At 75.0% G+C, this 20,277-nt stretch carries 15 protein-coding genes; 4 read left to right on the top strand and 11 right to left on the bottom strand.

Annotated features, from left to right (window positions below; all coding sequences use genetic code 11):
• Positions 1-45: 45 nt before the first annotated feature.
• Both AB0O01_RS17025 and AB0O01_RS17020 read right to left on the bottom strand, forming a co-directional pair.
• Positions 46-570: a hypothetical protein gene (locus AB0O01_RS17025; RefSeq protein WP_365314143.1), complete on the bottom strand. Its 525-nt coding sequence runs from the start codon at positions 568-570 to the stop codon at positions 46-48.
• A complete protein-coding gene (locus AB0O01_RS17020) occupies positions 567-2,291 on the bottom strand; it encodes a PHP domain-containing protein (RefSeq protein WP_365314141.1) in 1,725 nt (574 codons plus the stop codon). Before AB0O01_RS17020 ends, AB0O01_RS17025 begins: the two co-directional genes overlap by 4 nt.
• Positions 2,292-2,569: 278 nt before the next feature.
• Between AB0O01_RS17020 and mmuM the strand changes: the two genes are divergently transcribed.
• Positions 2,570-3,481: a homocysteine S-methyltransferase gene (mmuM, locus tag AB0O01_RS17015; protein WP_365314139.1), complete on the top strand. Its 912-nt coding sequence runs from the start codon at positions 2,570-2,572 to the stop codon at positions 3,479-3,481.
• Here the strand turns inward: mmuM and AB0O01_RS17010 are convergent.
• Entirely contained in the window at positions 3,478-5,148 is a 1,671-nt protein-coding gene (locus AB0O01_RS17010) for a carboxylesterase family protein (RefSeq protein ID WP_365314138.1), read from the bottom strand. The genes mmuM and AB0O01_RS17010 overlap by 4 nt on opposite strands.
• A gap of 379 nt (positions 5,149-5,527) precedes the next feature.
• Here AB0O01_RS17010 and AB0O01_RS17005 point away from each other — a divergent pair, with 379 nt between their 5' ends.
• Positions 5,528-6,343, top strand: coding sequence for an SAM-dependent methyltransferase (locus AB0O01_RS17005; RefSeq protein ID WP_365314136.1), 816 nt, complete (start codon positions 5,528-5,530; stop codon positions 6,341-6,343).
• 48 nt (positions 6,344-6,391) lie between these two features.
• On the opposite strand, the gene AB0O01_RS17000 is transcribed toward AB0O01_RS17005, so the two are convergent.
• The 5 genes from AB0O01_RS17000 to AB0O01_RS16980 all read right to left on the bottom strand — a co-directional run bounded on the left by AB0O01_RS17000 (position 6,392) and on the right by AB0O01_RS16980 (position 15,445).
• Entirely contained in the window at positions 6,392-7,885 is a 1,494-nt protein-coding gene (locus tag AB0O01_RS17000) for an adenylosuccinate lyase family protein (RefSeq protein ID WP_365314134.1), read from the bottom strand.
• A complete protein-coding gene (locus AB0O01_RS16995; RefSeq protein ID WP_365314132.1) occupies positions 7,882-9,957 on the bottom strand; it encodes an FAD/NAD(P)-binding protein in 2,076 nt (691 codons plus the stop codon). Before AB0O01_RS16995 ends, AB0O01_RS17000 begins: the two co-directional genes overlap by 4 nt.
• Positions 9,958-10,396: 439 nt before the next feature.
• Entirely contained in the window at positions 10,397-11,485 is a 1,089-nt protein-coding gene (locus AB0O01_RS16990) for a methyltransferase (protein ID WP_365314130.1), read from the bottom strand.
• Positions 11,486-11,619: 134 nt separating this feature from the next.
• Positions 11,620-14,424, bottom strand: coding sequence for an AAA family ATPase (locus tag AB0O01_RS16985; protein ID WP_365314128.1), 2,805 nt, complete (start codon positions 14,422-14,424; stop codon positions 11,620-11,622).
• Between the two features lie 247 nt (positions 14,425-14,671).
• Positions 14,672-15,445, bottom strand: coding sequence for a class I SAM-dependent methyltransferase (locus tag AB0O01_RS16980; RefSeq protein WP_365314126.1), 774 nt, complete (start codon positions 15,443-15,445; stop codon positions 14,672-14,674).
• Positions 15,446-15,617: 172 nt separating this feature from the next.
• Here AB0O01_RS16980 and AB0O01_RS16975 point away from each other — a divergent pair, with 172 nt between their 5' ends.
• Positions 15,618-16,055, top strand: coding sequence for a VOC family protein (locus AB0O01_RS16975; RefSeq protein WP_365314124.1), 438 nt, complete (start codon positions 15,618-15,620; stop codon positions 16,053-16,055).
• A 134-nt stretch (positions 16,056-16,189) separates the two neighbouring features.
• Here AB0O01_RS16975 and AB0O01_RS16970 read toward each other — a convergent pair whose 3' ends face one another.
• Together AB0O01_RS16970 and AB0O01_RS16965 are read right to left on the bottom strand one after the other, a co-directional pair.
• Positions 16,190-16,879, bottom strand: coding sequence for a helix-turn-helix domain-containing protein (locus AB0O01_RS16970; protein WP_365314122.1), 690 nt, complete (start codon positions 16,877-16,879; stop codon positions 16,190-16,192).
• Positions 16,880-16,889: 10 nt separating this feature from the next.
• Positions 16,890-17,825 (bottom strand): AraC family transcriptional regulator, encoded by a 936-nt coding sequence (locus tag AB0O01_RS16965; RefSeq protein WP_365314120.1) that lies wholly within the window; start codon positions 17,823-17,825, stop codon positions 16,890-16,892.
• A gap of 82 nt (positions 17,826-17,907) precedes the next feature.
• Between AB0O01_RS16965 and AB0O01_RS16960 the strand changes: the two genes are divergently transcribed.
• A complete protein-coding gene (locus AB0O01_RS16960; RefSeq protein ID WP_365314118.1) occupies positions 17,908-18,777 on the top strand; it encodes an NAD(P)H-binding protein in 870 nt (289 codons plus the stop codon).
• 44 nt (positions 18,778-18,821) lie between these two features.
• On the opposite strand, the gene AB0O01_RS16955 is transcribed toward AB0O01_RS16960, so the two are convergent.
• Complete coding sequence (locus AB0O01_RS16955; RefSeq protein ID WP_365314116.1) at positions 18,822-20,201, bottom strand: YihY/virulence factor BrkB family protein; 1,380 nt, start codon at positions 20,199-20,201, stop codon at positions 18,822-18,824.
• Positions 20,202-20,277 lie beyond the last annotated feature (76 nt).

Genomic DNA, 20,277 nt, shown 5'->3' with positions numbered 1-20,277 from the left:
CGCCCCGGGGCGGATCCCGGGGCGGTCGCGCGGTGCGGCGGACGCTCAGTGGTCGGCGCAGCAGGGGGTGGGGTCCGGGTGCTCGAACGGCACCAGGACGCCTCCCGCGGCGGGCTGGGCGAGGAGGACCAGGCGGCCGTCCTGCCACTGGGGGCGCACATGGCCGCGGGTGTCCAGCGGGGTGTCCGGGGCGGGTGCGTCCGGGGTGCCGAGGACGGTCACGGCGTCGATCGCGGAGCCGGAGAGGAGGTCCGCGATCGTCAGCGTGCCGGTGAGGGCCTCGGCGCCCGGGTAGAGGACCGCCCTGCCCCGGTCGTCGGGGGCGCCGTCGGTGGCCTGGTGGCCGTGGGCGGCGAGCCGGTCCCGCGCCCTGTCCCTGGCCGCCTCCGACGCCAGGGCGAGGGAGAGGGCGACGCGCGGGCGGCCGTCGTCCCGGACCAGGTGGGTGCAGCCGACCGCGTCCTCGGGCAGGGCGAGCCGGGCGGCGAGGTCCCGCAGGAGATGGTCCGCCCCGGCGAGGTCCCCGATGCCCGGGTCGACGGTGAGGAGGTGGGCGGGCGCGGGCGTCACGAGGGCAGGACCCACACCGGGTTGGAGTAGAACCACAGGTCCTTCCAGGGGTCGGCGTCGCCGACCACGTCCAGCACCGGCCCGTTCGGGTCGACGGCGGCGCCGTTCGGGCCGACGGCGGTGCGCTTGCCGTCGGTGCCGCGCAGCCGGACGTAGACCGGGCGGTCGACCCTGCCCAGGTCGTAGGAGAGCGTGGCCGTCCCGGTGGACTTGTTGACCTCGAACGACTTGACGACCCGGGCGGACGGGGCGGTGAAGGTGTCCTTGTCCTGGGCCGTGCCGGTGACATCGCCCTGGATGACGTCGACGCGGGCCAGCGACGGGGTGAACCCGGCCCAGTTGGGGCCGCCGGCGAGGGCGACCTCGGCGGAGAGGGTGACGCGGGTGCCCTTCTTGACGTGCAGGGCGCCGCCCAGGGTGGCCCAGCGGCTGCCGCCGGAGACCCGGACGTCCAGGGCGCTGATCAACTGGCCGTGGTCGACCCAGATCCGCCCGGCGCGGATGCCGTCCATGACGGCGGCGTAGGAGAAGCCGTCGGAGCCGACGTGGGTGCGGCTGTAGTAACCGGGCCAGTAGTCGCCCTGGGAGAGGTCGATCTGTCCGTGGTAGACGGGGTCGTCGTAGCGGCCGTTGGCGTTGAAGTCGCCGCCGCCGCGGCCCGCGGTGTCGGCGTAGATCTGGTGGGAGTCGGAGTTGGCGGTGATCCACCAGGGCTTGCCCTCGGCGATCAGGCTGTCCCAGAGGCCGCCGACGGTGGCGGTCATCCAGTCGAAGCCGCCCCAGGTGCGGTAGCTCTCCGGCGGGTACCCGGCGAAGGAGTCGGCGCTGGGGTTGTTGTCGTAGATGCCGCGGGCGCGGCCGGGGCCGAGCGGGGCGGGCAGACCGGCGGCCTGGTGGCCGGGGGCGCCCTCGAAGCCGACGGCGATCTGGTGGGCGGCGGAGCCCGCGTCGCGCCAGCCCCGGATCTCGTGCGGGGAGTCGACGCCGCGCCGGGCCGGGTGGTTGGCGAGCATCAGCGCGTCCTGCACCTTGCGCTGCCTGACCTGCTCGGAGAGGAAGGCGATACCGGCGATGGCGAGGGCCTCGTTGGCGGGGGTGTTGGCGGTGGCGCCCTTGACGCTGCCGTCGTAGTCGTTCTCGAACTGCTTGAGGACGGACACCTCGTTCCTGCCGGGGTGCACGAAGACGGTGCCGTGCTCGGCGGCCGGGATGTTCCACTCCAGGCCCTGGAAGACGAGGGTGTCCTCGTAGGCGGAGCGGGCCTCCTTGATGTCGGGGTTGACCTTCTCCACCCCGATCTTGGCGTGGGTGGCGGAGCCGTGGTCGGTGATGACCAGCCAGTCCATGCCGTGCTTGGCGCCCTGGCGGACCTGGTCGACGACCCGGTACTTGCCGTCGCTGGAGTACTGGGTGTGGATGTGGTGGTCGCCTGCCAGCCACAGGAAGCCGTTCTTGCGGCTGGACCCGGACACCGGCCGGGCCGGGGCCGCGGCGGCGCCCTGGGGCGCGAGCACGCTCCCGGCGGCCAGCCCGGCGCCGAGCAGTCCGGCGCGGCGCAGCAGCGAACGGCGCGAGCGCTGGGCGGGGTTCAGCTCGCTGTCCGGCACGGAGGTGTCGAACGCGGCGGGCAGCGCGCCCTGTTCGTGCGTGTGGTCGTGGTCATGGCCGTGACCGTGGTCGTGCGGGTGGTGGTGGTGCCCGGGTCCGTGGCTGTGCCCCATGAATGTGCCTCCTGTCGCCGCCGGCGCTCGGCGCGGCGGCTGCCGTGCGCGGTGCTGGTGCGCCGCGTGAGGAGAATCGAGGGGGCACATGAACTCTTCGCGACCATCGGATGAGCACCGGGCGACCCCCGCACGGCCGCTCTCGTGAGCGCTCACAGTCTCGGGGCGGGAGTTCCGCTTTGGGCGGGTTGAGGGCGACCCGAGGCTCTGCACATGCTGTGCAACTGCCACTGACCTGCGCACTTCGCGGGGCGCGGCGGGCGCGTTAGCGTCGGAGGATGAGGTCCGCCCCGCGCCCCCCGCTCGCCGCCGTCCTCGCCGCCCGGACGGTCGTCCTGGACGGCGGGCTGTCGAACCAGTTGGAGGCCGCCGGGTACGGCCTGGGGGACGCGCTGTGGTCGGCGCGGCTGCTCCAGGAGGCGCCGGAGGCGGTCGTGGCGGCGCACGGGGCGTACTTCGCGGCCGGGGCCGAGGTGGCGATCACGGCCAGTTACCAGGCGACCTTCGAGGGGTTCGCGCGGCGCGGGGTGGGGCGGGCGCGGGCCGGTGGGCTGATCGCGTCGAGCGTGGCGCTGGCCCGGGAGGCGGCCCGGCGGGCGGGGGCGGCGCGCCCGCTGTGGGTGGCGGGCTCGGTGGGGCCGTACGGGGCGATGCTGGCGGACGGGTCCGAGTACCGGGGGCGGTACGGGCTCGGTGTGGCCGAGCTGGAGCGGTTCCACCGGCCCCGGGTGGAGGCGCTGGCCGGGGCGGGGCCGGATGTGCTGGCGCTGGAGACGGTGCCGGACGTCGACGAGGCGGTGGCGCTGCTGCGGGCGGTGCGCGGGACGGGGGTGCCGGTGTGGCTGTCGTACACCGTGGACGGGGGGCGGACGCGGGCCGGGCAGTCGCTGGAGGAGGCGTTCGGGGTGGCGGCGGGGGTGGACCAGGTGATCGCCGTGGGGGTGAACTGCTGTGCGCCGCGTGAGGTCGCCGGGGCGGTGGAGGTAGCGGCCCGGGTGACCGGCAAGCCGGTCGTCGCCTATCCCAACAGCGGGGAGGCGTGGGGCGCCGGGGGCTGGGACGGGCGGGCCGTGTTCGACGCGGGGCGGGTGCGGGAGTGGCGGGACGCGGGGGCGCGGCTGATCGGGGGGTGCTGCCGGGTGGGGCCGGGGGTGATCGGGGAGGTGGCGCGGGCGCTGCGGGAGCGTTAGGCGGTCCCCTTGGTGTCGGTGGTGTCGGTGGTGTCGGTGCGGTTCACGCTGCCGGGCAGGCGCAGGCGGCGGACCACCGAGCGGAGTTCGGTCATCCGGGCCGGGAGGTCGGCCGGTGGGGCGGGCGGTGCGGGGACGGGGGGCGGGGGCGGAGCGGACCAGAGGGAGAGTTCGGCGTCGCGGGGGCCCCTGACGGTGTGGGAGGGGCCGTCGCCGAAGAGGTGGACGGGGTGGGAGGCGTCCCAGCGCGGCCAGCCGGGGTCGCCGTCGGCGGCGAAGCGGACCCAGGCCCGGTGCATCTCGTCGGCCAGCGACTGGGGCGCTCCGGTGCCCGCCAGTTTCGCGGACTCGGGGACCTCGCCGGTGTCGAAGACGAACCCGAGTTCCAGGGCGTGGCAGGCGCCGAGGTCGGGGACCAGGGACGGCCAGGCGAACTCGTAGAGGTAGGAGGCGGCGGGGCGGGCGTCGGCCAGGTGGTGCAGGGGGATGCGCAGCAGGTGGTCGGTGACCAACTGGCCGACGATCTCGGCGGTGCCGGCCTCGGGGCGCAGGGTGCGGTAGCCGCGCGGCACCTCGTGGCCGCAGTGGCAGCGGGCCATGGCGGCGGCCAGGGCGACCGGGCCGAGGCGGTCGACGCGCTCCAGCAGTCCGCCGGGGACCAGCCAGAGCCGGTACTCGTCGCGGGTCCAGCCCATCAGCAGCTCGACGCCGGGGGCCGCGCCGCCCTCGGTGAGGGCCCGGAGCGGGTCCCGGGGGACGACATCGCCGTCCACGACGATCCCGAACGCCGGGCCGCCGAGGACCGGGCTGCTGAGGCGGCCGACCTCGGCCTGGGTGCGCAGGAGCTGCTCCCGGTCGGCGGCGGCGAAGGCGGCGGCGGTGGCCGGGATCCGCAGCCGGCCGGCCATCCGGCGCACCATCCGCCGTACCTTGTCGCGCTCGGCGGCCTCGGGTGCCCCGCTCTGGAGGACGGCCCGGCGCACCAGGCCCTGGGTCTGCGGGGCGGCGATGAGCGCGCCGATGCTGATGGCGCCCGCCGACTGGCCGAAGAGGGTGATCCGCCCCGGGTCGCCGCCGAATGCCTCGATGGACTCGTACACCCAGGTCAGGGCGGCTATCTGGTCGCGCAGCCCGGCGTTGGCGGGGGCGTCGGGGAACAGTCCGTAGCCCTCGACGCCCAGCCGGTAGTTGATCGAGACCAGGACGACGCCGTCGCGGGCGAAGGGGCCGCCGCCGTAGACCGGGACGGCGGAGGAACCCCTGGTCAGGGCGCCGCCGTGGAGCCAGACCAGCACCGGCAGACGGGCGCCGGGGCCGGGCTCGGGAGTCCAGACGTTGAGGTTGAGGCAGTCGTCGCCGGGGATCACCGGGTCGGAGAGGTACTGGGCGAAGGCGTCGGAGTACGGCGGTTTCGGCGGGGTCGGGCCGAAGGCTCCGGCGTCGCGGACGCCGTCCCAGGGCGCGGGCGGCACGGGCGGGCGGAAGCGGAGCGGGCCGAAGGGCGGGGCGGCGTAGGGGATGCCGCGGAAGACCGCGATCCCGTTCTCCCAGCGGCCCCGGACGCGGCCGTGGGGGGTGGCGGCGACGGGCCGCGGCCCGACCGCCGGATCCACGGGGTTCGCCGGATCCGCCGGATCCACGGGGTTCGCCGGCTCGGTCGTCGTCATCCGCCCACCAGTCCTTCCGCACCGCGCAGCATGGAGTTCCGGTTCAGATCAGAGCACCACACTCCGGGCGTCTATTCCGACGCAGCGGGGGTTGGCCGGGACCGATCGGGTGACGCGTGCCAGCGGTACTTGCGCCCCTTCGGGCGATATCGCCGTACATCAATTCATTCGCAGGTCATGTCACTTGATCACCTTCGATTCCCGGAAGGCTGTGCTTCTCCGGCCTGGTCATGGCATCGTGTACAGGCCACCCCTCAAAGGTTGGCCAGAACCTCACTGTGCGCACGCGGCACAGGGTCACCCCCGCCGTGGCGCCGGTCCGGGGTTCGCCTACCTTGTTGCTGCCCTGATCACCCTCTCGTCCGCAGGAGGCACTGCCGTGTCGGAGTCCAACCCCCAGATCGTCGCGTCTGCGGAGATTCGCGCTCGGATCGACACCACCAAGCCGCACTCCGCCCGTTTCTGGAACTACTTCGTCGGGGGCAAGGACAACTACGAGGTCGACCGCGAGATCGGCGACCACATCAAGGAGATCTTCCCGGGGCTCGTCGATGTCGCGGTGACCAGCCGCCAGTTCCTGGGCCGGGCCGTGCGGTACCTGGCCGTGGAGCAGGGGATCCGGCAGTTCCTGGACATCGGCACCGGGCTGCCGACCGCCGACAACACCCATGAGGTCGCCCAGCGGGTCGCCCCGGACTCCCGGATCGTCTACGTCGACAACGACCCGATCGTGCTGACCCACGCCAACGCCCTGCTCACCAGCACCCCCGAGGGCAGGACGGCGTACCTCGACGCCGACCTCTACGACCCGGAGGCGGTGCTGGAGACCGCCGCCGGCACGCTGGACTTCGACCGGCCGATCGCCCTGATCATCCTCAACACCCTGGGCCATGTCGCGGACCACGGGCAGGCCCGCGCCCTGGTGCAGCGGCTGATGGCCGGACTGCCCTCGGGCAGCTATCTGGTGATCAGCGACTCCACCGCCACCAGCGAGGGCATGATCGCCGCCTCCGACGCCTACAACGCCAGCGGCGCGGTGCCGTACTACGTGCGCGGCGTCGAGGAGATCGGCGCGTTCTTCGACGGTCTGGAGCTGGTGGAGCCGGGCGTGGCACAGGTGACCCGCTGGCGCCCGGACGGCGAGGCGTCGGATGTGGCGGTGGACGCGTACGGGGCGGTGGGGCGCAAGTCCTGACGCGGGGTCGGCCCGGATCTCTGACGCCGGGTCAGCCCGCCGGGCCTTCTAGTGGCCGTCGTCCCTCCCGTTGATCGCGTGCCCGTGTGTTGTCGCGGGCCCGTGGGTCGCGTGGCGGGTCAGGACCCGGTCCACCAGGAGGCCCGAGGCGCCCAGGTATCCGGCCGGTTCGAGGAGTTCCTTGAGCGCGGCGGTGCCCTCGGGGCCGGTGAAGCGGCCGGCCGTCTCCGGGGCCGTGGCGAGGCGCTCGGCGAAGGACGGGCCGCCGCCCGGTTCCTGAGGGGCGGTCAGCCGGGCCAGGAGGCGTTTCGCCACCTTCTTCCCGAGGGCCGGCGCGAGGGCGACGCCCAGCCGTTCCGCGTGCAGCGCGCCGCCGCTCAGCTCCAGGTTGGCCAGCATCCGCGCCGGGAACACCGAGAGCCCGGCGGCGAGTTCGGCCGCGTTGTCGGCGGCGCCCGCGGTCAGGCGCAGGGCCTCGCGCAGCGGCTGCCACTCGGCGTGCCAGGCACCGGGCGCCCGCTCGTCCTCGGCGATCAGGCTCTGGGTGAGGATCAGCGCCAGCGGCGGCACCTGGCGGGCGGCCGAGGTGATCAGCGTGGCCAGCACGGGGTTGCGTTTCTGCGGCATCGCCGAGGACGCGCCCCGGCCCTCCCCGCCGGGTTCGGCGACCTCCCCGACCTCGGTGCGGGCCATCCCCTGCACATCCAGGGCGAGTTTGCCCAGCGCGCCGCAGGTGAAGGCGAGGGCGGCGCCGAGGTCGGCGACCGGGGTGCGCAGCGCGTGCCAGGGCACCGGCGGCGCGGCCAGCCCGAGCCGCGCGGCCAGCGGCGCCGCCAGCTCCGTACCGAGGCCGGGCAGGTCACCGCCCGCGTCGGCGGCCGGGGTGCCGCGGGCGACGGCGTTGTACGCCGCGAGGGTGCCGGCCGCGCCGCCGAGCTGGACGGGCAGGCCGGGGGTGAGCGGGCGGCGGATCCGGTCGGAGGCGTCGAGCACCAGGGTGAGCCAGCCCGCGGCCTTGAGCCCGAAGGTGACCGGCACGGCGTGCTGGGTGAGGGTGCGCCCGGCGACCGGGGTGTCCCGGTGACGGACGGCCAGCTCCGCGAGGGCGTCGGCGGTGCGGATCAGCGCGCTGTCGATGTGCCGCAGGGCCCGGGTGGCGACCAGCATGGCGGCGGTGTCCAGGATGTCCTGGCTGGTGCTGCCGTGGTGGACGTGTTCGGCGGCCCGGGGGTCCAGCGCGGCGACCTCGGCGGTCAGCGCGGCGACCAGACCGACGACGGGGTTCGCCGCGTCCCGCGCGCCCCGGGCGAGGGCCACCGGGTCGATCCGGCCCGAGCGGGCGGCCTCGGTGATCGGCCCGACCGAGGAGGCCGGGACGATGCCCAGGTGCGCCTGGGTCTCGGCGAGCGCGATCTCCGTCTCCAGCATGGCGCGCAGATACGCGTCGTCCCCGAGCAGTTCGTCGGCGCCGGAACCCGCCCGGACCGGCGAGAGCAGCCCGGCATCGGCGAGGGCGGCGGTATCGGTGGCAGGGCTGGTCATGACGGGCTCCCCCCGGTGGCGGTGAGCAGGGGCCGTCGGCTGCTGGGCAGCCAGGCCAGCGGGACATGGCGGTGCAGATACGGCGTCCGGCGGGCGCGGGCCGCCGCGATCCGGGCGTCGGCGGCGCTCAGGCAGGTGTGGGCGATGGCGTCGCTGTCGCCGACGATGACCGAGTTGACGCCGGGCCGGATCCCGGCCGCCGTCACCCAGTGGACGCCCTCGGTGGGCACCCCGAAGGCCAGTCGGCGCGGATGCGGACGGCGGTCCCGGTCGAGTACGTGGTAGGGGCGGGCGGTGACGGCGAGGCCGCCGGTCTCGTAGGGCTCGGCGGTGCCGTCGGGGATGCGGTAGGGGGTGCAGCGGCCGGTGCGCAGGAGGTGGGTGAGGAGGGGGTCGGTGGTGGTGCGGAGGTCGAACTCGGGGAGCCGGGCGTCGATCAGGGCGGTGACCAGGGTGTCGGGGCCGGGGACCCGGGTGGAGCGCAGGGCGAAGCCGCGGCCGTGCGGGTCGGGTTCGACGCGGATGCCGGGGCCGTGGACCTCGACCACGCCCGCCTCCATCAGCGCGATCAGCTCCTCGATCCGGCGGGCGGGCGGGCCGATGGAGAGATAGGCGTTGAGGGGGGTGTACCAGCCGCTGAGTTCGTCGCGGTAGGAGGCGCCGCCGAGACCGGCGTGGTCGACGACGAGGCGGATCTCGTTGCGCAGATCGCGCAGGACGTCCAGGGCGGCCTTGAGGGGGCTGCTGACATTGCCCCTGCGGGCCTCGGCGAGGTCCTCGCGCAGATGGGCGAGGAGCCAGCGGCGGTAGTCGCCGGGGCCGGTGAAGTCGCGGTCGCCGTAGGGGTGTTCGATGTGCTTCCAGTCCCAGAAGCGGGCGCGGGGGATGCCGTGGCGCAGGAGGAGGGCGTGCTCGGCGGGGCCGTCGTCGGCGCCCTGGGCGACGTACTCGTGGAGGAAGGCGTCGGCGGTGGCGCGGTCGCCCCGCTCGGCGAGGAGCGCGTGGTAGTAGACCGCGCGCACCTCCCGGGAGACCAGCGGCCAGACATCCGCGCGGAAGGACAGCGGCCCGGCGGTGCGGTGGCGGTGGCGGAGCCCCTCGATGGCGGCGGGGGTGAGGAACAGCGGGTCGTGGCGGCCGGAGACACCCTTCTCGTTCTCGCCCCGGGCGTGGTACGGGATGCCGCGCCGCGAGCCGAGATGCAGCACGGGCTCCTGCCCGGAGGGGTGGTAGACGAGGTGGCCGTCGATCCGCCGGTAGGTGCCGCCGCGCCCGGTGGTGAGGAGGGCGACGAGGTCGAAGCAGGTGAGGCCCATGCCGAGCAGGGCGACCCGCTCGCCGGGGGCGATGGCGCCGTAGTCGGCGTCGGCGGGGTTGCCGGGCGGGCGGTAGACCAGGCCGTGCCGGTCGGCGTACGCGGTCAGTTCGCGCTCGCGGGCGCCGGGCGCGACGGGCGCGTGGCCCTGGGCGAGGACCACCGAGTCCAGTGCGGTCAGCAGGGTGCCGTCGTCCAGGACGACGGTCTGGGTGCGGTCCGTGCCGGGGCCGTCGTACAGGGCGACGGCGAGGGCCGGGTGGGTCTCGACCACGAGGTTGGCGGGCGCAGTGCTCAGCAGCCGGTCCAGTACCCAGACCAGGTAGTGGCCGTAGAGGCGGCGGGTGGGGTAGCTGTCGGGGCCGAGGTCGCGGGCCTCGCGCCGGGTGCGTGCGGGCAGTTCGCGGGGGGAGCCGAGTTCGTCCAGGAGGGCCGCCCACTGGTGCAGGCTCGGCCCGGGGACGACCGGGCCCTCGCACTCGACGCTGTCGTCGCTGAACAGGGTGATCTGCGAGGCGACGGTGTTCATCAGCAGCTCGGCGTCCTGGCCGGGCCGCCACACCTGGCCGCCGGCGCCGCGGGGGTCCACCAGATGCACCTGGATGGTCCGTCCCCGCCAGCGGGGCAGCCGGGCCTGCGCGGCGAGCCGCTCCAGCACGCACAGTCCGCGCGGACCGGCCCCGATCACACAGATCCGGGACACCTCGGCGTCCGGGGCGGGAGCCGTCGTCAAGGGCGCGGTGATTCCGGACGTCATGGGGTACGCCGGGTCAGTCCTGTCGATTGGCATGCACCGGAGGCTAGGCAACTGCTCCGGGCGTGCGCATCACGCGGATACGGGATTATGGGTGGTGTGAATTCGAGATTCGGGATCGGCTCCGCGTCATTACCGGGGCGATGGCGGGGTGATCCCGGGGCGATCTCGCGCCGACCTGACAAACAATTCCCGATAAACTTGACAAGGGGTCGGGAGAAGCGATCGGAGGGGCGGCAGGAATTAATTCGCCGGGCCCGGACGGGAATTCCCGGGAGGAGGTTTCGGGGGATCCCCGGGGGCTTCGGAGAACCTCCGGGAGGGCCCCTCGATGGCTGTGCTGGCTGCCCGTCCCCGGGAAGCCCGGAGGCCCGCCGCGCGGGGGTACGCGGCGGGCCATCGGGCTTCCCTCGGGCCTCCCCGGGACGGGCCGGGACCCCGCTCAGACCGGTACGGCCACCACCAGGCTCGTGGGTGACCGGGTCGGCAGGGTCTCCACGTGCCGGAAGCCCGCCTTCTCGAACAGCGCGGCGAACTGCGCCTCGGTCCGCACCTGCCCGGTGAGCAGCGACAGCATCACGATGTCCTCGAACTTGCCGAAGTGCGGGGTGTCCCCCTCCGGCAGCACCTCGTCGATGACGATCAGCCGGCCCGAGTCGCCGAGCGCCCGGCGGATGTTGCGCAGGATGGTGACGGCGTCCTCGTCGTCCCAGTCGTGCAGGGTCCAGGACAGGACGTAGGTGTCGGCGCCCTCCGGCACCGACAGCAGGAAGTCCCCGCCGACGCACTCGGCCCGCTCGGCGACCCCCAGGTCCGCGAGCACGGTCCGGGCCTCGGGCACCACCCGGGGCAGGTCGTAGACGACGCCGGTGAGCTGCGGATAACGCTGGAGGAGCGCGCCGAGGAGCTGTCCGTGTCCGCCGCCGACATCCACGAGCCGACGGGCGTCGGAGAGGTCGTAGATGTCCAGGACGCTGGAGTTGACCATGACGGACATGCTGGCCATGGCCCGGTTGAACAGGTCGCCCCGCTCGGGGTGGGCGGCGATGTAGGTCCAGAAGTCGCTGCCGTGCACATGGTCGAAGGCCGGCCTGCCGGTGCGCAGGGTGTGCGCGAGCGCGCCGAACGACTGCTGCCGCTCGGGCAGTCCGACATAGCGGGCCAGGTCCCGCATGGAGCCGGGGACGTCGCTGCGCAGGGTCGCGGCGAGCGGGGTGAGTCCGAAGGTCTCCGGCTCCACCTCGGTGAACACTCCGACGCTGGCCAGCGCCCGCAGACCCCGGTAGAGGGACGCGGGGTGGGTGCCGGTGCGCTCGGCGATGTCGTCTACGTGCCGCACCTCGTCGCCGATGGCGTCGGCGACGCCGAGTTCGGCGACGGCGAGGATCAACTGGCTGACCAGGGAGCTGTAGAGCATCTCGTACATCCGGACCGGCGCGGGTACCTCGTGCGCGGGTGCTTCGTGCGCTGGTACCTCGTGCGCCGGTACCTCGTGTGCGGCTTCGGGTGCGGTGGGGTGGTGGACGGTCATGGGTGCGCTCCTTCTGCGCCGGGGCGGGGGGAACGGGTGCGTGGGTGGTCGGTGTGCGGTCAGTCTCCGGGCGGGCGGCGGGGTCCGGCATCACGTGTTCTGGTGATCCGGGGCGGGGGCGGGCGGACGGTCCGTCAGCCGGTGCCGTCCAGGGGCAGGTCGTCGTCGTCCTCGCGCTCGTGGGCCAGTACCCGGCGGGTCAGTTCGACCCGGCCGGTCACGCCGAGCTTGGTGAAGCTGTGCCGCAGATGGCTGTCCACGGTGTGCCGGGACAGGAAGAGCCGCCCGGCGACCTCCCGGTTGGTCAGCCCCTGCGCCACCAGCCGGACGACCCGCAGTTCGGAGGGGGTGAGCCGCTCCCAGCGGGCCCGGTCACCGGCGACGGCCGCCCCGGGCTCCCGGTCCCCGTCCCGGTTCCGGTTCCGGACGCCGCGGACGCCGAGGGCGTGGAGCGTCCTGCGGACCCTGAGCGCGTCGCCGTCGGCGCCGAGGCCCTGGTAGCGGCCCAGCGCCTCCTTGAGGAGGCCGAGGGCGGCGGGCCGCCCGCCGTGCGCCTCCTCGGCGCGGGCGAGATCCTCGGCGGCGGCGGCGAGGGCGAGCGGCCGGGGCCCGCGGCGGTAGTGCGCCACGGCGGTGCGCAGCCGGTCCACGTCGTCGCGCAGCACCCCCTCGGCGTGCGCGACGGCGGCGAGGGCCGAGGTCACCGTGGGGTTGCGGGCGGCGGCCAGCCGGGCGGCCTCGGTGGCGGCGGCGGCCCGTCCGGTGTCCCCGGCGCCGAGCGCGGCCCGCACCAGACCGGCACCCGCGGGGGGCTCCTTGGCCAGCAGCAGGGGCCGTCCCGGCAGCGCCGCGTAGACCGGGGAGAGGGCGTCGACGGCGGTGCGCGGCTCGTCGTCGGCCGCCCGGTGCAGCAGGGCGGTGACCCAGGCCAGGTCCTCCAGCGCGGCACCGGCCGCACCCGCCGACAGCGGCCCGGCGAGGGCCAGATGACGCCGGGCGAGCGCCAGATCGCCGGTGTGCAGAGCGACCCGGGCCCGCAGCGCCAGCGGTCCCACGCCGAGCGCGGGCACGGCCAGCCGCCCGGCGGTCCGCACGGCCTCGGCGGCCCCGGCGTCGGCCTCGGCGAGGCGGCCGGCGGCGAGGGCGAGTTCGGCCCGGTGGAAGTGCCACATCGGCGCCACCCAGAGCGGTGCCGCGTGGGCGCGGGGGTCGTCGTCGCGGGGGGCGTGGTTCCCGGTGAGGATGGCCGCGGCCTGGTCGAACTCGTCGCGGGCGGTGAGGGCGACCGCCAGCCAGAGCCGGTGGTGGGCGGCGGCCGGATCGTCGTCGCGGGCGGCGCGCAGGGCCTCGCGGGCATGGGCGGCGACCTGGTCGTGCAGGCCCTGGGCCCGCGCGGCGGAGTACCACATGGTCGTGCGGTGCACCGGTTCGGTGGGGCGGCCGGGGCGGGGGTCTTTGACCAGGTAGGGGCGGGGGGTGGGGGGCGTAGCGACGGGGGTGGGGGTGGGGGTGGCGCGGGAGGCGGTGGGGGTGGTGGCGCCCATCAAGTGGGCGGCGTCGGCCATGAGTTCGGCGAGCGGGGGTCTGCCGGGGGCGTCGGTCCGGGGGGCCGGCGGGGCGGTCCGGGCGGCGCGGCGGGCGGCGAGGGGGTCGAGGGGCGGAGGGGCGGGGGGCTCGGCGCCGGGGGGTAAGGGGGTGGGGAGGGAGGGGGTGGGGGGCAAGGGGCCGGGGATCGAAGGGCCGAGGGTCGGAGGGCCCGGGATCGGGGCGCTGGGGATCGGGGGGCCGTCGGCGTCATGGCGGCCGGGTGGCACCTGCTCGATGGCTCTCGCGGCGGGTCCGCCCTCGCGCCGGAGCACCGAGGCGGCCTCCCGGTGCAGGGCGGTCCGTACGGGCTCGGGGAGCCGGTCGCAGAGGGTCTCGCGGACGAGTTCGTGGCGGAAGACGACGGCCGGGCCGTCGGCGGCGAGGACGGCGGCGTCGATCAGCTCACTGATCTGCGGCAGGAGTTCCACGGGGGTGCGGCCGAGGAGGGCGGCGGCCTCGTGGACCGAGAAGCGCGGGCCGAGCACGGCGAGGGCGTCGAGGATCCGGCGGCTCCCGCCGGACAGATCGCGCACCTGGTGCTCGACGGCCCGCCGGAAGGCCGGGGCGGGTGTGCTGTCGAGCAGGACGGCGGTGCCGGTGCCCGGCATGACGCGCACCCGCCCGTCGGCGAGGGAGGTGGCCAGGAGTGCCTTGAGGAGGTACGGGTTGCCACCGCAGCGGGCGGCGAGGGCGAGGACGCCGTCGTCGGGGCGGGCGCCGAGCACCTCGGCGCAGAGCGCGGCGACGGCGTCGGGGGGCAGGGGGTCGAGGGTGTGCCGGGTGGCGCCGTCCTGGAGAAGCGGGCCGAGGGGGTCGATGGGGTCGATGGGGTCGAGCGGGGCGTGCGGGTCCTGGGCGTCGACCGGGCGGACGGGGCTCCCGGCGAGCAGCCACAGCACGGGCAGCGCGGAGGAGGCGCGGACCAGGCGGCGCAGGGCCAGCAGGGAGCGGCCGTCGGCGTGGTGGGCGTCGTCCAGGGCGACCAGCAGGGGCGTGACACGGGTGGCGCGGCCGAGGAACTCGGCGGTCAGGTGGAGCTGTTCCAGCGGGTCGTGCCCCGGGCTCGCGGTGAGCGGGGCGAGCAGCGCGGGGGGCACGCTGTGCCGCAGCAGCGCGCGCAGGGTGCCGTAGGGGACGGAGCGGTCCAGGGGGGTGGCCTCGGCGGAGGCGACGGTGAGGCCCCGGGCGCGGGCGCTCTCCACGGCGGCCCGCAGCAGCGCGGTTCTCCCGGTACCGGCCGGGCCTTCGACGATCAGGCAATTGCCGTCGCCCGTCAGGGTGTCGTCGAGGGCCCGGCGTATCGCGTACAGAATGTTTTCGCGGCCCGGCAGCGCGGGCCCGGCGGATCGCATTTCGTCCCCCGTCCGACGGAAGTCCCTAGGGTTCGTGTCCGGCGTGGTGCGTGCGAACTCATCATGCAGTAAAGCCGATGCGCGCGGACATCACCCACGGAGCCGTTCCGCTGGCGGAATTCCGTCGATGGGAAAGGGGGCAAGGGGTGATGCGCGGCGGGCGGGCCGACACCTCCGAGATCGATTACTGCCGGGATGGATTACCCCCGGAATCGGCTGCCCCCGGGATCGGCCACCCCTGGAAGGGTCAGGCGGTGGAGCCGCCGTCGACCGGCGTCGACCGCCGGCGGCCGTCCTCCGGCCGTCGCGCCACGAACACGAGCTCCCGGCCGGGCCGGTCGGGGGCCTCCCGTACCTCCTCCGGAGAAAACCCGTACTCCGTCAGGTCCGCCGTCACCTCGTCGCGTTCCCGGAAGCAGAGGGTCGAGTGCGAGTACAGCGTCTCCCCGGACGCCCGGAAGAGATACGCGGCCCGGAAGGTCACCAGGGGGCCGTCGACGCCGAGCAGGTCGATCCAGTTCTCGACCGGGCCGGTGCCGGGGACGTCCGTCACGGTGTGGGTGTGCTCCCGGTCCCATTCCTCCCAGGCCCGGCGGCCCGGGTCACGGGTCTCGAACACCAGCCGCCCGCCCGGCCGCAGCGCCTCGAAGGCGCCGCGCAGGGTCCGCTCCCAGTCCGCCGGACCGATCACCGCCTGGGCCGCGTTGCCCGTCATCACGGCGAGATCGGCCGCGAGCGACGGCACCGCGCCCGCGTCCCCGTGGATCCACCGCACCCGCTCCGCGCCGGGCTTGGCCCGCGCCACCTCCAGCGAGGCGAGCGCCGGATCGACCCCGGTCACCTCCAGCCCCCGCCCGGCCAGCAGCAGCGCCAGCACCCCCGTGCCGCACCCGATGTCCAGCACCCGCCGCGCCCCGAACTCCCCCGCCATCGCGAGATAGGGCTCCAGATCGGGCCGCCCCCCTTCGAGCACGTCGTAGAGCGGGGCGAGCCGGGGATCGGAGAACAGCGCGTCGGGCATGGGAGCGACGGTAGGAAAGGGAGGGGGTTCGGGCAAGGGGATTGGGAGGGGGGAGGGGGAGGCTGCGTCCGCCCGGTCCGCCGCCACCCCGTCCGCCGCCATCCCCCCACCCCCACCCCCACGTCCGATTCCTTCAAGACCCCCACCCCACCCCCCGCCTACCGTGATCCCCATGACTGCACAACCGACCCCACCACCGACCCCCCGACCGACCCCCCGATTCGACGCCATCGGCCTGGTCGTCTCCGACATGGCCGCCTCGGTCGCCTTCTACCGGCGGCTCGGATTCGCCTTCCCGGACGGTGCGGAGACCGCCCCGCACGCGGAGGCCCCGCTGCCCGGCGGACTGCGCCTGCTGCTGGACACCGAGGCGGGCGTCCGCGCCTTCCACCCCGGCTTCGAACCGCCCACCGGCTCCCGGCACTCCCTCGCCCTGCTCTGCGACAGCCCGGCCGAGGTGGACCGGGTCTACGAGGACCTGGTCGGGGCCGGTCACGAGGGCGAACTGAAGCCCTGGGACGCCCCCTGGGGCCAGCGCTACGCGGTCGTCCACGACCCGGACGGCCACGGCGTCGACCTGTTCGCCCCCCTGGCCCCCGGCACGGCCTGACCGCCCCCGGCCAGCCCCCACCACGGCCTGACCGCCACCCGCCAGCCCCCACCACGGCCTGACCACCACCAACCCACCCCCACCACGGCCTGACCACCACCGCCCATCCCCCACCACCACGTGCCGCACCCCCCTCATCCCGCCAGCAGTTCCCCCAACCGCACCCCCGTCAGGTCCTTCACCTCCCGGGACAGATGCGCCTGGTCCGCGTACCCGGCGCGGGACGCGGTCTCGGCGTGGGGGACGCCCGCGCGGGCCAGCGCCAGGGCCCGCTGGAGGCGCAGGACGCGGGCGAGGGTCTTCGGGCCGTAGCCGAACGCGGCCAGCGAGCGGCGGTGCAGTTGGCGGGCGCCGAGGCCGAGCAGGTCGGCGGTGGCGGCGACCGGGCGGCCGGCGTCGAGCGCGGCGACGATCTCCCGCAGCGCCGGATCGGGCGGCGTCCCGCGCGCGGCCCGCTCCAGCGCCAGGTCCTCCAGCGCGGCGCCCGCGTCGGGGGCGGCGGCGAGCCGCCCGGAGACCCGGCGCACCTCGGCGGCGGGCCACAGGTCGGCGAGGGCCACCCGGCGGTCGCGCAGTTCGAGCGCGGGCACCCCGAGCAGCGCGGGCGCGGTACCGGGGGCGAAGCGCAGGCCGGTCCAGGGGCCGTCGGCGGAGCCGGTGGGGTGGGCCCGGGTGTCGGGGCCCGCGACGAGGAGTTCCCCGGCGTGCCAGAGCAGGTCCATACAGCCGTCGGGCAGGACCCGGCCGGTGCCGGGGCGGCCGGACGACGGAGTGTTCGTCCAGAGCACCGCGCCGGTCAGCCGGGAGGTCCGTTCCTGGTACACGTGTGCCAGGCTACGCCGCGCGGGAGCGGTGTTCCTGGGGGCTGATCCCGTACACCCGCTTGAAGGCGCTGGACAGGGCGAAGGCGCTGCCGTAACCGACCCGGCGGGCGATGGCCTCCAGGGTGTCGGAGCTGTCGCGGAGGCGGTCGGCGGCGAGGGCCAGGCGCCAGCCGGTGAGGTAGGTCATGACCGGCTCGCCCACCAGGTCGGTGAAGCGGCGGGCGAGGGCGGCGCGGGAGACCCCGGCCTTGGCGGCGAGGGTGGCGACCGTCCAGGGGTGGGCGGGGTCGTCCTGAAGCAGCCGCAGCACCCGGCCGACGACCGGGTCGGACAGCGCGCGGTACCAGGCGGGCGCGGCGGCCCCGGGGCGGGAGAACCAGGCGCGCACGGTGTTGATGACCAGCAGGTCGAGGGTCCGGTCGAGGACCACCTCCTGGCCGGGTTCGTCGCGGACGATCTCGTCCATGAGGAACGGGGTGAGCGGGCAGTCGCAGAGGTCCGGGCCGACGGTGAGCAGCGGGGGCAGGGCGTCCAGGAGCCGGGCGCTGACCTCGCCGGGCCAGGGGTAGGTGCCGATCAGCATGACGGTGTCGCCGTCGAGGCCGCTGCCCCAGGTGCGGACGCCGAGGTCCATGGAGCCGTTGAGGGAGGCGCCGTCGGGGTACTGGCACTCACCGCCGGGCAGGATCCGCACCTGCGGGGCGGTGTCGAGGGCATCGGAGCAGGTGTAGGCGTCGGGGCCGCGGGCTATGGCCACATCGCCGGCGCGCAGCCGTACGGGGTCCCCGGTGTCGGGCCGCACCCATGCCTCGCCGCGCACCATCAGCATCAGGGTGAGGGGGGCGCGGTCCTCGACCCGGATCGCCCAGGGCGGGTCGAAGCAGGCCCGGATCATGAAGGCACCCCGGGCACGGGGGCCTTCCAGCAGACCGGCGAGAGCGTCCATGGCGCCCAGCGTAGACGGACGCTTATGGGAATGAGCCGTTCGGCGATGGGCGGCCGGACCGCACCGGCATTGACTGGTCCCCATGACACAGAAGACGCAGAACACTCAGAACACCCAGAGCACCCAGAACGCGCCCATCCGGACCCTGGTCGTCACCGGGGCCTCGGGCCGCAGCGGGCGCCGGGTCGCGGACGCGGCGCGCGCGGCGGGCCTGACCGTCCGGCCCGCCTCCCGGGCCCACGGCTTCGACTGGTACGACCGCACCACCTGGGCGGACACCCTGCGCGGCGCGGACGCCGCGTATCTGGCGCACCCGGCGGACGTGGGCGCCCCGGACGCGACCCGCGCGGTCGGGCTGCTCGCCCGTGAGGCGGTGGAGCTGGGCGTACGGCGGCTGGTGCTGCTGTCGGGGCGGGGCGAGGAGCAGGCCCGGCCGACCGAGGAGGCGCTGCGCGAGTCGGGCGCGGACTGGACGGTGGTCCGGGGCGCGTGGTTCATGCAGAACTTCAGCGAGGGGCAGCTCGCGGACGAGCTGCGGCGCGGGGAGCTGGTCTTCCCGGCGGGCGGGGTGCGCGAGCCGTTCGTGGATCTGCGGGATGTGGCGGAGGTGGTGGTGGCGGCGCTGACCTCGGGCGACACCTATATCCGCCGGGCGGTCGACCTGTCCGGGGGGCGGCTGCTGTCGTTCGGCGAGGCGGTCGCGGAGATCGCCGCGGCCACCGGCCGCCCGCTGACGTTCCGCTCGGTCCCGGCCCCGGCGTACCGGGAGGCGCTGACCGGGTTCGGGCTTCCGGAGGAGGAGGCCGCGTTCCTGGTGGAGGTCTTCGAGGGACTCCTGGACGGCCGCAACGCCTATCTCTCGGACGGGGTGCGGGAGGTGCTGGGCCGCGCGCCGCGCACCTTCGAGGACTTCGTCCGGGAGTCGGCGGCGGAGGGCGTCTGGAAGGGGTGATGCCGGGACGGGACAGGGGACGGAGGAGGACAGGACCGGGCCCCTCAGTGGTCCCGGTACCCCCGATGGTCCCACCGCTCCCCGTGGTCCCACCGCTCCCGCGGGTACCCCTCGCCGTACTCCCCGTACTGCTCCCCGTACTCCTCCCTGTACTGCTCCCCCGCGTGCCCGGCGCGCCCACCCTGCCCGTTCTGCCCACCCTGCCCACCTTGCTCCCCCCGCTCCCCCCGGTCCCCTTGCTCCCCCCGCTCCCCCTGATCCCCTCGCTCCCCCTGCTCCCCCTGCTTCCCCGGTGTCCTGGCGTGGGTGCGGAAGCGGGACGAGACGTCCTCGGGGGGCAGGAAGCGGGACCAGCGTTCGGGGAACTCCGAGGGCATGTCCGGGTCGTCGGGGTCGTCGGGGTGGGCCGCGCGGGCGGCCTTGGCGCGGGCCACGTACTCCTCGACCTGCGCCTCGCGCAGCCGTTCGTTGGCGGCGCGGGCGGCGGCGGTCGCGGCGGCCGGCCAGACCCGGTCGATGGCGGCGTTGACGGCGGCGCCGACCAGCACGGCGAAGGCGGACACGCCGATCCACAGGAGCACGGCGACGGCGGCGGCCAGGGAGCCGTAGATGGTGGCGCCCTCGACCGTGTTCGCCAGATAGATGCGGAGCAGGAAGCTGCCGAGCACCCACATGCCGAGCGCCACCAGCGCGCCGGGGACGTCCTCGATCCAGGGCGAACGGACCGGGACGGAGACGTGGTAGAGGGTGGTGAGGAAGGCGATCGACAGCAGGATGACGACCGGCCAGTACAGCACCTGCACCAGCGTCGTCGACCAGGGCAGCACGCGCAGGACGGCGTCCGGTCCGGCCACCATCAGCGGCAGCGCGACCGAGCCGACCAGCAGGGCGACCAGGAACAGCAGGAAGGACACCAGCCGGGTCTTGACGATGCCGCGCACCCCGTCGAGGCCGTACATCACGGTGATGGTGTCGATGAAGACGTTCACCGCGCGCGAGCCCGACCAGAGGGCGAACAGGAAGCCTATGGAGATGACGTCGGGGCGTCCGCCGCGCATCACGTCGTCCAGGATCGGTTTGGCGATCTCGGTGACGCCCTTGTCGGACAGGACCGTGCGGGACGCCTCCAGCAGATTGGTCTCCAGGCTGGAGATGGTGTTGGTGCCGGTCCAGTCGTCGACGTAGCCGAGCAGTCCGATCATGCTCAGCAGCAGCGGGGGCACGGACAGCAGGGTGAAGAACGCGGCCTCCGCGGCGAGCCCGAGGATGCGGTACTCGATACAGGAGTTGACGGTGTCCTTGACCAGCAGCCAGGCGGTCCGGCGCTTGGAGACGTTCCGGTAGAGGACGCGCGCGCGATGCAGACGGCCGGAGGAGGAAGGCGTGGGGCCCGGCGTCTTCGTGGGGTCACTTGCTGGCTGCACGACCCAAAGGTATCCGTCTGGCCAGGCATCACTCACCCAGGTGGGGGGCCGGAAGCGGAAGCCGTGTCCCCGGACC

Source organism: Streptomyces sp. NPDC093252 (assembly GCF_040683675.1).
Classification (GTDB): domain Bacteria; phylum Actinomycetota; class Actinomycetes; order Streptomycetales; family Streptomycetaceae; genus Streptomyces.
The sequence above is the reverse complement of the archived record's forward strand: the minus strand, read 5'-3'. Positions and strand labels throughout refer to the sequence as shown.

Bases quoted from the DNA above. Each gene is read 5' to 3' on its own strand.
- AB0O01_RS16960 (WP_365314118.1), top strand. From the start codon at position 17,908: ATGACACAGAAGACGCAGAACACTCAGAACACCCAGAGCACCCAGAAC.
- AB0O01_RS17020 (WP_365314141.1), bottom strand. From the start codon at position 2,291: ATGGGGCACAGCCACGGACCCGGGCACCACCACCACCCGCACGACCAC.
- AB0O01_RS16965 (WP_365314120.1), bottom strand. From the start codon at position 17,825: ATGGACGCTCTCGCCGGTCTGCTGGAAGGCCCCCGTGCCCGGGGTGCC.
- mmuM (WP_365314139.1), top strand. From the start codon at position 2,570: ATGAGGTCCGCCCCGCGCCCCCCGCTCGCCGCCGTCCTCGCCGCCCGG.
- AB0O01_RS17000 (WP_365314134.1), bottom strand. From the start codon at position 7,885: ATGACCAGCCCTGCCACCGATACCGCCGCCCTCGCCGATGCCGGGCTG.
- AB0O01_RS17010 (WP_365314138.1), bottom strand. From the start codon at position 5,148: ATGACGACGACCGAGCCGGCGAACCCCGTGGATCCGGCGGATCCGGCG.
- AB0O01_RS16980 (WP_365314126.1), bottom strand. From the start codon at position 15,445: ATGCCCGACGCGCTGTTCTCCGATCCCCGGCTCGCCCCGCTCTACGAC.
- AB0O01_RS16975 (WP_365314124.1), top strand. From the start codon at position 15,618: ATGACTGCACAACCGACCCCACCACCGACCCCCCGACCGACCCCCCGA.
- AB0O01_RS16990 (WP_365314130.1), bottom strand. From the start codon at position 11,485: ATGACCGTCCACCACCCCACCGCACCCGAAGCCGCACACGAGGTACCG.
- AB0O01_RS16985 (WP_365314128.1), bottom strand. From the start codon at position 14,424: ATGCGATCCGCCGGGCCCGCGCTGCCGGGCCGCGAAAACATTCTGTAC.
- AB0O01_RS16995 (WP_365314132.1), bottom strand. From the start codon at position 9,957: ATGACGTCCGGAATCACCGCGCCCTTGACGACGGCTCCCGCCCCGGAC.